Origin of the sequence: Streptomyces sp. NBC_01571 (genome assembly GCF_026339875.1) — a bacterium.
Lineage (GTDB): Bacteria > Actinomycetota > Actinomycetes > Streptomycetales > Streptomycetaceae > Streptomyces.
On the sequence record NZ_JAPEPZ010000001.1, the window covers coordinates 8,550,170 to 8,562,955 of the forward strand.

At 67.8% G+C, this 12,786-nt stretch carries 11 protein-coding genes and 3 pseudogenes; 4 read left to right on the forward strand and 10 right to left on the reverse strand.

The features are described 5' to 3' along the window. Positions 1–622: 622 nt before the first annotated feature. Positions 623–1,798, reverse strand: coding sequence for a hypothetical protein (locus tag OHB41_RS38420; RefSeq protein WP_266703986.1), 1,176 nt, complete (start codon positions 1,796–1,798; stop codon positions 623–625). Positions 1,799–2,040: 242 nt separating this feature from the next. Between OHB41_RS38420 and OHB41_RS38425 the strand changes: the two genes are divergently transcribed. Then, positions 2,041–2,265 (forward strand): hypothetical protein, encoded by a 225-nt coding sequence (locus tag OHB41_RS38425; RefSeq protein ID WP_266703988.1) that lies wholly within the window; start codon positions 2,041–2,043, stop codon positions 2,263–2,265. Positions 2,266–2,284: 19 nt separating this feature from the next. Here the strand turns inward: OHB41_RS38425 and OHB41_RS38430 are convergent, their stop codons facing one another. The 8 genes and pseudogenes from OHB41_RS38430 to OHB41_RS38465 all read right to left on the reverse strand — a co-directional run. After that, positions 2,285–2,788, reverse strand: coding sequence for a hypothetical protein (locus tag OHB41_RS38430; protein ID WP_266703990.1), 504 nt, complete (start codon positions 2,786–2,788; stop codon positions 2,285–2,287). Between the two features lie 131 nt (positions 2,789–2,919). Further along, positions 2,920–3,099 (reverse strand): hypothetical protein, encoded by a 180-nt coding sequence (locus OHB41_RS38435; RefSeq protein WP_266703992.1) that lies wholly within the window; start codon positions 3,097–3,099, stop codon positions 2,920–2,922. Next, entirely contained in the window at positions 3,096–3,944 is an 849-nt protein-coding gene (locus OHB41_RS38440; RefSeq protein ID WP_266703994.1) for an alpha/beta fold hydrolase, read from the reverse strand. The genes OHB41_RS38435 and OHB41_RS38440 overlap by 4 nt, the downstream gene beginning before the upstream one ends. A 95-nt stretch (positions 3,945–4,039) precedes the next feature. Continuing rightward, positions 4,040–4,627 carry a GNAT family N-acetyltransferase gene (locus OHB41_RS38445; RefSeq protein WP_266703996.1) on the reverse strand — a complete coding sequence of 196 codons (588 nt, stop codon included), beginning with the start codon at positions 4,625–4,627 and terminating at the stop codon, positions 4,040–4,042. A gap of 278 nt (positions 4,628–4,905) precedes the next feature. After that, positions 4,906–5,541 (reverse strand): GNAT family N-acetyltransferase, encoded by a 636-nt coding sequence (locus OHB41_RS38450; protein ID WP_266703998.1) that lies wholly within the window; start codon positions 5,539–5,541, stop codon positions 4,906–4,908. A 99-nt stretch (positions 5,542–5,640) separates the two neighbouring features. Continuing rightward, entirely contained in the window at positions 5,641–6,000 is a 360-nt protein-coding gene (locus OHB41_RS38455; RefSeq protein WP_266704000.1) for an SH3 domain-containing protein, read from the reverse strand. Between the two features lie 254 nt (positions 6,001–6,254). Further along, on the reverse strand, positions 6,255–6,599 hold the full coding sequence (locus OHB41_RS38460; protein ID WP_266704002.1) for an SH3 domain-containing protein: 345 nt from the start codon (positions 6,597–6,599) through the stop codon (positions 6,255–6,257). Positions 6,600–7,434: 835 nt separating this feature from the next. After that, a pseudogene (locus OHB41_RS38465) lies at positions 7,435–8,319 on the reverse strand (IS701 family transposase); the annotation flags it as partial. 56 nt (positions 8,320–8,375) lie between these two features. Between OHB41_RS38465 and OHB41_RS38470 the strand changes: the two are divergent. After that, positions 8,376–10,056 (forward strand): annotated as a pseudogene (locus tag OHB41_RS38470) (ISAzo13 family transposase); the annotation flags it as partial. Here OHB41_RS38470 and OHB41_RS38475 read toward each other — a convergent pair. After that, positions 10,056–10,427 (reverse strand): annotated as a pseudogene (locus tag OHB41_RS38475) (transposase); the annotation flags it as partial. The pseudogenes OHB41_RS38470 and OHB41_RS38475 overlap by 1 nt on opposite strands. A gap of 378 nt (positions 10,428–10,805) precedes the next feature. Between OHB41_RS38475 and OHB41_RS38480 the strand changes: the two are divergent. Continuing rightward, on the forward strand, positions 10,806–11,633 hold the full coding sequence (locus OHB41_RS38480; RefSeq protein WP_266704004.1) for an HARBI1 family protein: 828 nt from the start codon (positions 10,806–10,808) through the stop codon (positions 11,631–11,633). Positions 11,634–11,674: 41 nt separating this feature from the next. After that, the gene (locus tag OHB41_RS38485) at positions 11,675–12,748 is read left to right on the forward strand and encodes a hypothetical protein (protein ID WP_266704006.1); all 1,074 of its coding nucleotides are present in this window, start codon (positions 11,675–11,677) and stop codon (positions 12,746–12,748) included. The last annotated feature ends 38 nt before the right edge of the window (positions 12,749–12,786 follow it).

Sequence of the window (12,786 nt, forward strand, 5' to 3'; positions counted from 1 at the left end):
TTCGACATGGGTAAATTTATCTTTATTGGGTGGGGTGGTCAATGCGAAAAGGGGCTCTGGGCTGGTCAAATGCAGGTTTTGACGGGGTTGTCTGAGGCTGGTGTGCCCCGAGTGCTGCGTCCGGGTGGCGGGCTTGGCCCCGGGGGATGCGTTGCCGTGGGGATCGGCCCCCGGCCCCTCCCGGCGAAGAGAGATTTGGGAGGCCGTCGAACGGAGTGCAGGGGAGGCCGCACGGTTTTTCTCCGTGACGCAGGAGCGGAGAAAAACCGTGCGGCCGACCTTGCGCGGAGTTCGCCGCGGCCTCCCATACTCGATAGCCGGGAGGGACACCGCCCGCACCCGGCCGAGCACATCAGCCCCGGCACCCCACCCGGCCCGTGCGAAACGGCGCGGCGGCCGACATTGCTCTCCGGCTGCTGCCCGGGGATGGCGACGGACAGGATCACGGCCATGGCGGAGTCGGCCCAGGGACTGGACGGGCTGGCAGCTCGTGTGCGGCGAAACGGCGCCCCCGCCGCGGAAGATGAGTAGGGGCGTGGCGGGCGTGGCTGGACCAACAGGCCCGACCGGCTACCGCTTCTTCGGCACCCAACCGTTGACCGCTGCGGATGCGACTCCAGCTTCAGCCGGTGGTGGTCTCCGCGGCCGATGCTGTGCTGGGGCCGACGACCTTGCTGAGAATCAGGTCGCGGGCAGGCGGCGGCGCGAACCCCGGGATCTTGAGGAGGTGCCACTGGCAGCCGGGGAGCAGGCTGTCGAGCGTCGCGAGTGCCTGGCACTGGAACAGCCACATCAGTGCTGAGGATGCACCCCGCGACGGTGTCCAGCGGGGTTCGCGCAGGGTCGCGATGACGGAGAGCCCTGACATCAACTGCCTGCCGTGCAGCCATTCCTCGACAGCTGCGCCGAGCTGCCCATCCTTCAACTCACCCTCGACGCGCCGGCACAGATCCAGTGCCCACTCCCGCACCTGGACGGCCGTATGCCAGCCGACGGCGAGGTCTTCCAGCGGAGCCGTGTCGGCCAGCACGCGCAGGACATCACGGGGGTCGCCGTCGGGGAGGAAGGCCAGGGAGCCGTCCTCGGCGAGGATGCTGGCAGCGGCCTCCGGAACGTCGGCCTGGGTGGTCTCGACGTGAGAGGCCATCGGATTTGCCGCCATGGCGGGGCTCATGGCGCGCAGCATGGCGCCGATGTCCTGGAGGGGGACGGAACCGCCGATGGTCGCGGTCACGGCGGTCAGCGTGGCGTCCTTGGGGGTGAGCGGCTGCGGCTCGGGGTTCTGGTCCAGTTCCATCAGTTCGGGCGGGAGTTGACCGAGGGCGCGGGTGATGCGCTCGTCAATACGGCGGGCGCGGGCCGGGACGAGCGTGAGGACCTGGCCACGGTCGGCGAGCCGTTGGGAAATCTGGTCCAGCCGCTCATCCGGGTCACGGCCGTCGGCTGAGGTGTCGTCCTCGCCGGGAAGCGGGTCCGTGTCCACGGCGGCACGGAAGGCGGCACGGACCGTCGCCTCTGGAACCGGGAGGCCCTCGGCGAACAGAAGAAGCGCCAGGTCCGCCGGCCGCTTACCCCGCCCGGCAAGGCGCGCGAGGGCGACGACCAGATCGAAGCTCTCGGGCGGTGGTGCAGATGTGCTGCCCCGGCCCCGGCCGAGGCCTCCGCCAGGGATATTCCCCGGCAGGAGCCCGGCCCGCCGCCAGGCGGCGAGCTGCTTGACGGTGACGGACAAGTCGTGACGCGCCGCGTGATCGATGAGGCGCTGGTCGGCGGCACTGGGCACTTTGCTGAAAGCCACAAAAGGACGCTACCGGAACACACCGGGAGAGCGGACGCCTTTGGAGACCCCCCACCTTCGTCCAGTCGTCTCGACCGCAGCCCCGCAAAGTGGCGGAGAAATGGCAGCGGAACGGCAGCGTTATGGCGTAGCTACGCCGTCGCGCAGCAGCCACCGTGGATGCCGTTCACCAGCCGCGTCTGCGGCGCCGCCCGAGCGTGGACGGCACCGCAGACGCCCGACGCGCAGAGGACGTACTGCTCATGACCACGGACACCGACACGCCACACCGGCAGGACGACGGCCACCGGGAGCTGCGCCTGGCGGTCCTGCTCCTCGCCCTGGTGCTGGGGCTCCTGATCGCCGGGGCCGCCGTCTATCTCGCCCGCGAGCACCCGGCGCTCGCCGAGCCGCTCGGGGTGGGGGCCGCCGTTATGAGCGCGCTCGCTGCCGTGGCCGGCGTGGTGGCCCGTGCGCTGCGACGGTGACAGGGGGCTGTGATGTGGGCTACCGCTGCTCGTCAGGCGGCGCGGGGCCGCCGACCGCGTGCTCGGTCAGGTGGGTCTGCAGTTCGTCCAGGAGTACGACGGCGTCCTCTACGGTCACGTACGACATGCAGATCGAGGCGGTGGCGTCGGCCGCAACCTTGATCTCGAATTCCGCGTACGTGGCTTCGTCGTCCCAGTTGTAGGTGCCGGGTGGCGCGGCTGCGATTCCCTCGGGTCCTTCGTCGAACCAGTCGCACCCGAAGATGACTTCAAGGGTTCTACCGAGGGTGGTCTGCGGGATCCCGGTGAAATCCACCGTGGCGCGGCCGTGATCGTCGAAGCACACGAAGCCGGTCGCCTCTCCGGGTCGTTCGACTTTCATACGCGGATCGCAGCAGCCCGTTGGGCGATCCATGCGTGCAAGGCCGGGGAAGGCTGCGGCAAAGGCGGCCAGGGCGGCGTCCTGCTGGTCGGTCCAGGCTGTGCGCCAGTTCTCAAGGGCACGGCGGGTGTGCGGCTGCATGGGCTCTCCGATCCGTCACGATCGAGAAGGCCAGGATGTGAAGTGGTACAACGCGGTGCAGGCGGGGCCCGATCGGCTGTTTCGCCACGGGGCGGGTGTGCGGGCCGGGGCCTCTACGCGGAGGGGTACCGCTAGCCGGCGGGTGTTTCCTGCGGCCCGGATTCGGTGGGGCGATGGGGAGGCTGAAGGGCGCGTCGGTGCCGGCGGCGCTCGGTCGGCTCGGCGATGAACCGCAGCGCCATGGTGGTGTCCGGGGTGAGCCGGATGGCCCAGGGGGCGGCTGGCGGCGGCTGTTGATGGTCTCGACTCATGTGCGTTCACCTCGGGGCGCCGCGGAGGCGGGGGCGCGGAGCGCCGCCTCGGCCATCCGGTTCAGGACCTGGGTCACGGCGGCATGGCCGACTCTGTCGGTGGGCAGTCGGTGCCCGGCGCCTATGACGGGCTCGTGCATACGTGCTTTAGGCAGTTGCTGGGCCAGCTCATGGGTCTGGGACAGGGGAATCCAGTCGTCCAACTCGCCCGTGACGATTTCGACGTGGCCGGCGAGTGCGTCGAGGGCGTGGAGCATCTCGGCCGTGGTGTAGGTGCGCAGGGACTTCCACAGCTGGGCGATCTGCGCCGTGGGCGTACGGCGGATGGCTTGTCGGCTCGGAGGCGGGGTGTCGCCGCCGTGCTGCGTCTCGGGGCGAAGGGCCCACGGGTGACGGCTCGGCAGCCGGCGCCGTGCGACGTCGGCGGCGGGCGGAAGCCAGCAGAGAGGATAGGAGTAGCCCGCACGGGCCGCTGCCTTGATCCAGTGGAGCGGGTGGTTGCCCGGCACCAGCTGGGCCCGACTGCAGGCCGTCGAGATCAGGGCTACGTGGGGACGTCGGCGACGGATGAGTTCCGGCTGCCGGGCAGCAACAGTGAGGGCTGCCATGCCGCCCATGCTGTGCCCGGCGAGGACGATTGGTCCGTGAGGCGTTGTCGCGTCGACGACGTGGGCGAGGTCGGCGCCGAGCCGGTCGACGGTCAAGGCCGCGCGGCCTGGAACCGAGTTGCCGTGGGCCCGCTGGTCGTAGCGGACGACCCGGACGCCGCCGGCAGACAGCTCGCGCGCCTGCAGCCGCCACACGTCCGCCGTCATCAGGAAACCGTGGCTCAGGATCACCGTCACTCCGGCATGCGACGGACCATCGGTGTACACGGTCAGCCGGGCGCCGTCGTCGGTGACAACGGTGGACCGCTCGGTACCCGACGGAGTAGCCGCCCTCACAGCGCTATCCGCAGTTCGATCTCGTCGGCCACGTCTAGGCCGGAGTTGGGCAGCAGGCCGAGGAGCGCCATGTTGCGCACATACGAGGTCTGGGGCAGGGTCGGGCCGCCGAGGTGCGCGACGATGAGTAGCATCCGCCAGTTCGTCCACAGCGACGTCACGGTGAGGGACGTGAATCCCGCGTCGCGGGCGAGGTCGGCGACGAGGTCGGCCAGCCGGGTGCCGAGCCCGCGCGACTGGTAGGCATGCGGAGGTAGGTCGGTCACCAGGAGCGCCACTTCGCACGCTTCCGGCGCGCGGGAGCTCTCGATCATCGACGCCATGGCCACTGCGTGACCGGAGTGGTCCGCGGTGACGAGGAGCACGCGGCTGCGGGGGCTGTCCACTATGCGCTGCCACGCTGCAGCGGAGAAGCCGGGGCGACGGCCTCTGTAGAGTGCGAAGAGGTTGCCTGTGCTGCACCGTGCGTGCAGATCTTCGACGAGGGGGTAGTCCGCGATGGTCGCGGTGCGTGCGTAGGTGATCGTGCCGTCGTCGAGCACGAGGAGCGTGTCGCGGCGGGCATCGGTAAGGAGCGGGGGCACAGGGAGATCTCCCATTCTGCGTCGGATTGCGTGATGTGGCTGTTCAGGAACAGCCAGCGGTACCGCGCGATGTCAGCCCCCGAGATGACCGGTCGCGCCCGGAGCGTGCTCTGTCCTACGGAACTCGCCGAGCCGTGGTGCCACGCTCTTGGCGGCTGGTGCCCCGGCGGCGGAAGGCGACGGGGCGGGTGTGAAAACCGCGATCCCGGTGCCGTCGGTCCCGGTTGGTTCTGGCATGACGCCGCGCAAGGCTTTGGCGGAGGGCCTGGTACATGGGCCTACGCCTCCACGGGGATCACGGTGTTCAGCGTGGGCCCGTCCCTGCCCGTGACGCGGGCGTGCAGCCCCCGCAGGATGGACAGCATCCGCTGGTTGCCGCTTCCTGCCATGGCCGCGATCCCATAGCAGTCGAGGGTGTGGGTGCGCGCGAGGTCCACCGCGTAGTGGGCAAGGGCGGTGCCCAGCCCCTGCCCCTGCCAGGAGTCCTCGACGAGGATGCCGAGTTCGCGGACATGCGGGACCGACGTCCGGAGCAGGTGAGTGACAGCAATGATGCGGGTTGGTTCCTGGAGCGGGATGGTGACCAAGGTGGTCCCGTCGGACCGGTCACACAAATGCCCCCATTCGCGGGTCGTCACGGCCTGCCGGGCGGCGTGGTAGCGGGCATAGCGCGATTCCAGCGAGCACCGGGCGTGCATGCTATTGACTTCGTCGAGGTCATTGAGATGCGCGGTTCGGGTCAACGTGAGCTGGTTCGCGCGCGTGGTTATCGGCCGTGGCGTGGGATCGACCAGCAACGAGGAAACCGCCAGTTGCAACACGGCAGGTGTCGGCTCTCGCGCACGGGCGGGGCCTTCTCGCGGAAAGGCGCCGCTTTGATCAGCGACTTCCGAGCTACCGCCCTTCTTCGTCATCCGATCTTCTTCCTCCCCCAGAGCCGATTCGCTCGGCACCGGTTGCCCAGGCGTCCGGTCAGCTCTTTACGGGTCATTCCCGAGGCTCCTTTTTCAGCGTCAGTCGAGCTGCATCGGGACGCAGTCGTAGGCCAGGCGCTTGGCTATCCAGCCCGTGGAGTTCTTGGGCAGTCCGGTCCGGGACTTCTGCCCGAGCCGCAGCTTGATCCACGAGCCTTTGGTGGCGAGCTTCTTGCCCCAGTCGCCGCGGTACAGCAGTCCCTTCGACGCGTAACCGGTCCCGGGTCCGGTCCTGAAGTTCACGGCGTTGGTGTTGACCGTGTAGTACACGCGGGGAACGCACGGCGCCTCTGCCGCGCTGGCGGTCTGGGCCGTGGCGGCGGTCACTCCGGCGGTCAGGGACAGTGCGAGAGTCACGGAAGCGGCGAGACGAGCAGGCACGCGAGCGCGGAGATTCATGGAGTTCCTTCGTCGGAGGGACCTTGCAGAGGAAATGGGCCGCCGCGAGCGGGAACGTGGCACGGCTGGATGGCGCTGCGCCGTGGCCAGTGACCTCGATCGCTGTGGCGATTGACGGCGCGGGACGCTCGAAGGCTCGCCGGTCCGTTCGGTGTTGGGCCCGGAGGCGGATGCGGCGGGTTCACCTGACGGATGCGACATGGGCGCATCAGCCCTCACGGAAGGCGAGGCGCCGTCGCTGTTTCCGGCGTCGCTCAGCCGGCCAGTTGGTAGAGCATGTCGCTGCGGATCCAGCCCGTGGTTCCCTTGGCCAGGCCCCCCTTCGAACGCTTGGCCAGAGAGCTGTAGTACCAGTTGCCCTTCCCGCAGTAGACGCGCACGCGGTCACCGTCGTAGAGCCGCCCCTTGGCGGTGTAGCTGGTGCTGGGGCCCGTTCGGTAGTTGACGCCGTCCCCGTCCACCGTGCCGGTGAAGTCGGCCAGGTTGTACGTGCACTTGGGAGAGGTGGCTGCGGACGCCGTCGGCGCCAGAGTCATCGCGCCTCCGGCGAGGAGGGCGGTGGATACAGCCAGGGCTGCGGTTCGGCGGAGCGCGGTCATGATCCAGGACTCCTTCTCTGAGACATCAGGACTCCGGCGGCACGAAGCCGCCGTCATCAACAGGTGTTTATGTTAGGTGGCAATTTTTGCTTATGGTCGAGCCTTGCGAGGGTTAGGTCTATCAACATGTGTTGATGGCGAAGGGTGGAGTCGTGGGGCTAACGATGACTCCGAGGCTTGGTCGGATTTGCGGCACATTGGGTGCTGGTGGCAATGCTTGGCTACGGAAATGCGGGTTTTCTCCCGCTTCGGGGTGCGTCGAGCCGTAGGCGGCAAGGCTCCCCGACGTTCAGGGTCCGGTTGCGCATGCAGCCGCCTGTGACTGAGCGCCCAAGTTGGCCAGTCTGAGCATCACAGTTGGCCACACCTCGCGCCTCAATGCGGAGAACGCACGAGTCGGCGCGAACTACCGGGACTGGAACCACCAGATCCCCCCAGTCACGACGGCGCTGCCAGCTGCGTACGCAGCACCTCGGATCATGGCGAACCCTGCGGCCCTAAACATGTGTCGAGACCCCTTGCGGAAACGGCTTGTCATTTGATCTTCCCCTCTGACCTGGTTGCCGTGCGCACAACGCGCGGCCGGCGTATGCCGTAGGGCTCAGTAGGCCAACACGTCCCACGGTGGGGACCCCTGTGAATCGCGGGGTTCTAACTAGTACTCCAGCAGGATTTCGCTGTCTGACCTGGTCTTTCGCCGGGTGGCGGGAGTGTAGCGGGACTCTGAAGGTGCAGGGGCGGTCTCACGGAGACCGCCCCTCGAACGTGCGACAACGCCGCAGGTAGTGACAGCGGCGGGCGACTGCTTGGCGTCGGCGGCGCCAGTTCGACCAGCTCAGCGCGTGGTGTTGTCTTCGGTGTCCGCGCAGGTGCGGGGGCCGGGGACGACAAGCTGCCAGGAGTCGCCGAACCTCCGCCACTGTGAGCGCGACGGCCCCGGTCGTCTCACTGGTTGCACCCCCTTTTCCCCGGCCTGGTGTGCTGTGGCGGCCAGGAAGGCGTGCGCGAGCATGGCCAGGGTGACGTGCCGATACCAGCCCACGTAGCGGCGGACCTCGTACTGGTCCAGGCCGCACTCGTTCTTCGCGGTCTGGAAACACTCCTCGATCGCCCAGCGTGCCCCGGCGACGCACACCAACTCCTGGACCGTGGTCTCCAGGGGCGCGTAGGCGAGGTAGTAGGCGATCTCGTCGGGCTTGCTGATGCTGCGCCGGGCCAGCGCCCATCGCATCCGGTGAGGGACCTCGCCCTGGTAGTCGAATTCGGCGACGGCCGGCAGCCGCACCGCCGCCCAGTGATAGACGCGGGGTCCCTTCGCGCCGTCGCCGCATGAGACCTTCTCCCACGCCTCGTCGGGGGCCTGCGCGAACAGAGCCTCGATCCGGGAACACCCCACGCTGAACTGGGACTTGGGAACGGCCAGCACGTAGCCGGTGCCCGACTGTTCCAACAGTCGGCGGAAGCGGTTGTCCTGCCCGTAGGCGGAATCCGCAGTGACCCATGCGATGGGCAGCGGCGAAGCGAGGGCCCGCAGCACCATGTGTCGGGCCAGTTCGCCCTTGGTGGCGAACTCTCGCTCGTCGGGGACCTTTGCGGTGCGGCAGCGTTCTCGGTCCTCGGTCCAGGACTTCGGGAGATACAGGTCGCGATCGACCAGGGCGCGGCCGCGGGCAGTGGCGTAGGCGGCGAAGACGCCGATCTGGCAGTTCTCGGTGCGGCCGGGGGCTCGTAATTCAATAAGTGCTCGGCAGAGGGGTGTTGGTGGGAGTCTGAGATATGACCCCGTGTCTGTCAGGCCGCGTTGCCGCTCGTGCTCTGCGGGCCAAGTTCGATCAGATCCTGCCGCACTTCGATGAGCGCCGCCGTCGGTTGTACCTGGCCAGTGAGGCGACGGCCCTCGGCCGCGGCGGGATCATCCGGGTCGCCGCCGCCTCCGGCACCAGCACTGCAACCATCGCGCGAGGTATTGCCGAGTTGGCCGGTTACTCCTCACCGACCCTGCGGGTCCGGGCCCCAGGTGCGGGCCGCAAGCGGCTGACAGACACCGACCCTGGTCTGCTGCCCGCGCTGGAGTCGCTGATCGAGCCGCACACCCGAGGCGACCCCGTCTCCCCGTTGCGGTGGACCACGCTGTCGTTACGGGCCCTGGCCTCGACCCTCACCACACAGGGCCACCCGATCAGCGCTTCAACCGTCGGACACCTGCTGCACACCCTGGGCTACAGCCTGCAGGGAACCGCGAAGACGACGGAGGGCATCAGGCATCCGGACCGCGATGCCCAGTTCACCCACCTCAATGCCACCGCTACCGAGTTCCTCAACGACGCCCAGCCGGTGATCAGCGTCGACACCAAGGCCAAGGAATGGCTCGGCAACCGGGACCGGCCCGGTCGCACCTGGCGGCCGGGCAAGAACGCGATCAAGGTGGACTGCCACACGTTCACCACCAACGACCAGCCCATGGCGATCCCCTACGGGATCTACGACATCGCCAACAACAGCGGATGGGTCAACGTCGGCACCGACCACGACACCGCCCAGTTCGCGGTGGAGTCCATCCGACGCTGGTGGCAACACCGCGGACGGGCGGACCACCCGAATGCCGGCAGGCTCCTGATCACCGCCGACTCCGGCGGCTCCAACGACCCCCGGCGCTGGACCTGGAAAAGCAACCTTGCCACCTTCGCACGAGAGACCGGCCTGGAGATCACGGTCTGTCACCTACCGCCGGGGACTTCGAAGTGGAACAAGATAGAGCACCGGATGTTCTGTCACATCACCGCGAACTGGCGGGGGCGGCCGCTGACCAGCTACCAGGTCGTCCTCGAGACCATCGCCGCCACAACAACCAAGACCGGCCTGACCATCGGGGCCGAACTGGACACAGACAACTACGACCTCGGCATCAGCGTCACACCCGCCGAGTTCCACACCCTTCCGATCACACCCAACACCTTCCACGGCGACTGGAACTACACACTGTCTCCCGTCCACCGCGAGCGCCAGACGCGCCGGCAACGACACACCGGACCGACCCGGCCCTGACCGCGATGCTCACCGATCCGGCCCTGACCGGCATGTCACGAACCGCCTTCGAGCATTTGGTGGCGGTCTCGGAGCCATTCTGGGACGCCATGGCCGAGGCAGCATTCCAGCGACGCTTCCACCGCCCGCGCAGCTACCGCCACCCACAGACCAGCAGCGTGGACCACACCCACCGGCTCCTGGCAGCCATCCTGCGCCGCCGCAGAGCGGTGACCATGACCTTCCTGGCCCAACTACTGGGCGTCAACCGCACCAACCTGTCCATCCAGTACCAGGACGCAAAACGGCTCCTGGACCTGCACCGGATCCTCGTCACGCCGATACCCGGATCGCCCGCCCGCACATTGGAACAGCTACACGCCCGAACAACCCCCGCGGAAACCCGTCGCTGACAGTTATTGAAATACGGGCCCCGGCGGTTCCGGAATATTGCCGCTGGACTCCGGCCGACGTGGTGCCCTTTTTGATGAAGCCGGTGTCGTCGATGATCAGGACACCGTCGTCCTCGCCGAGCTTGTCGGCGACGTATTGCTGCAGGTCGTTGCGGATGTCGTCGCTCTGCCACTTCGCACCGGCGAGCAGGTGCTGCAGGCCGTCAGGGGTGGAGTGGCCCGCCTGTTCGGCCAGCTGCCAGCTGTTCTTGCGGGCCACCGGGGCGAGCAGTCCGCGGACGTAGTCACGCATGCGGCGGCGCAGTTCCACACGGCCGAAGCGGTGGCCGATGGCCAGGAAGAGATCGTCCAGTTCGAGGTCCCACTGCGCGGCGGCGTACTCGGTGATCACCCTGGGAGGCTGCCCCGCCGCTGTCACTACCTGCGGCGTTGTCGCACGTTCGAGGGGCGGTCTCCGTGAGACCGCCCCTGCACCTTCAGAGTCCCGCTACACTCCCGCCACCCGGCGAAAGACCAGGTCAGACAGCGAAATCCTGCTGGAGTACTAGACTGACCCCGTGGTGTGGAAAGAGCCCAGTGCCGCCGAGCGGCGACTGCGTGAGCAGCTTGCGGCGCACGGGCTATCAGTGAGTCTTTTCCAGTAAGCGCTCGTCGCTCGCTGTGATCGCGATGCTGGCGCTGCGGCCCGCGGTATCCCCAAGTCCGGGCAGGCGTAAGGCCCCTGATAGGAACGATCTTGCGACAGAAAGATCCGACCGAGGGGCCTCACGTGCCGACCAGTGTCACATACACCGCCGTGCTCGATGTGAAGCGGTCCACCGCCGAGCACCTGGCCGGCCTCCTGCGCGACCACCGGATCGAGGCCAGGACCCGCAAGGGGCGACGTGCGCTGGGCTGCTTCAAGCAGGCCGTGCTCGTGCTGCGCTGGTTCCTCGACGGCACCCGACTGGCCCAACTCGCCCGTGACAACGGCCTGTCGGCCTCCACCGCCTACCGCTACCTCCACGAAGGACTGGCCGTCCTGGCCGCCGGCGCACCAGACCTGTCCACCGCGCTGGAGCATGCGAAGGCAGCCGGGCTGACGCATCTGAACCTCGACGGAACGGTCATCCGCACCGACCGCGTCGCCGCCCCGGGCCCCAACGGCGCGGACCTGTGGTGGTCTGGAAAACACAAGCACCATGGCGGGAACGTGCAGGTCATCGCCACCCCGGACGGCTGGCCCATCTGGGTCTCACCGGTCCGCCCGGGCCGGGAGCACGACACCACCTGCGCCCGCCACCACGGCCTGACCGACGCCCTCAACCGAGTCGCGGCCGAGCTGGACATGCCGACCCTGGTAGACCTCGGCTACGAGAACGCCGGCGACGGCTTCCGCCACCCGCACAAAAAGCCCGCCGGAGGCGAACTGACCGAGGCCCAGCAGACCTACAACAAGGTCATCCGCGCCATCCACGGCGTCTGTGAGCGCGCCAACTCCCTGCTCAAGACGACCTTCAAGGCCCTGCGCAGAGTCAGCCTCGACCCCAGCCACATCACGAAGATCGCCGCCGCAGCCCTCGTCCTGCTCCAGCTCGAGTACGACCGCACCATCTGAACGATCACACAACGTCATGATCCATTACTGGGAAAGGCTCAGTGAGCTGGGCGAAGATCCGCCGATGGCGGGAGTTCGGTGCGCTCCCCTGGAAGAAACAGCACGGCCTGGGGCGTGGGGATGGGTCCACCTCCGAGCTCCTCCCGGAGACGTTCGCGGTCGCTGAGGCTCTGGCTTTGGCCACCACCAAGAAGAGGCCCCTGGAGCAGGCGGTACTCCACGTGTTCACCACGCACCCTCGGTTCGATCAGGTCCTTGCGGCCCCGTCAGTACCGCTACCCGAACGTGCGGTTCGACAGGCTCTGGCCTGGTATATGGCCCGGGACGACTCCCATCCACTTGCCGCCATCGAGAAGGCCGCCCAGTCCGCAGGCAACTGCCCCGACAAGGCCATGGACGCCGCCCTGGAGTCGGCTCACCGCTATTTCCCCAAGCTGTACCGCCAGGCGAAGCAAGGAAGCCACCCGCCGGGCACGACAGCACCGGACAACCTTGCCGACGCCGACGGTCTCGCGACTTTCGCCGTGGCCACGGTGCTCGGCTTCGAGAACTTCGGCGCTGACGCCATCGTGGAGGCAGTCAACCAGTCGCTGCCGGAACTCGCTGACGAGTACGGCAAACAGGTCTTCGCCCATTTGAGTAAGGCCGTCCGAGAGGCAGAAGGCGACGGCGAGAGCCCATTTCTCCGCCGCCCTCGCTGGCCCTCACTCCAAGACCGGGTCCAGAGAATGGAACAGGTCGAGTATCGAGTGATCTGTACGGTCCGCGACGTGCTGGCGCTTCTCGTAGAAGCCTCCCCTGCGCTGGCTTTGGCCCGGAGAGCAGGGGTCGAAGATCCGGACGCACTGCACGTGGAGGCAACTCGGGCCTCAAATCGGCGCACGGACGAATACCTGAGGCGGGCCGAGGCCATCAGCCGCTATCCCGGGGAGCTGGCCTGGAAGGACTTCACTGGCCTTCTCCTCAACGTGTGCACTTCGCCGCGACGGCTGAGCGCGTTCCAGGAGGATGTGACGGCGCTTGACCCTGCCTTGAACGACGTGCCGGGCCTTGGCCGTCGCATACTCGCGAGCCGTAACCTACCCACCATCAGCTCGGATGACGGCGAGGCATGAGGCCACCAAGCGCCACCAGAACACCTCAAACTGACTGC

Excerpts from the sequence above, each read along its gene's own strand:
- OHB41_RS38425 (WP_266703988.1), top strand. The coding sequence starts at position 2,041 with ATGACCACGGACACCGACACGCCACACCGGCAGGACGACGGCCACCGG.
- OHB41_RS38430 (WP_266703990.1), bottom strand. The coding sequence starts at position 2,788 with ATGCAGCCGCACACCCGCCGTGCCCTTGAGAACTGGCGCACAGCCTGG.
- OHB41_RS38435 (WP_266703992.1), bottom strand. The coding sequence starts at position 3,099 with ATGAGTCGAGACCATCAACAGCCGCCGCCAGCCGCCCCCTGGGCCATC.
- OHB41_RS38450 (WP_266703998.1), bottom strand. The coding sequence starts at position 5,541 with ATGACGAAGAAGGGCGGTAGCTCGGAAGTCGCTGATCAAAGCGGCGCC.
- OHB41_RS38455 (WP_266704000.1), bottom strand. The coding sequence starts at position 6,000 with ATGAATCTCCGCGCTCGCGTGCCTGCTCGTCTCGCCGCTTCCGTGACT.
- OHB41_RS38460 (WP_266704002.1), bottom strand. The coding sequence starts at position 6,599 with ATGACCGCGCTCCGCCGAACCGCAGCCCTGGCTGTATCCACCGCCCTC.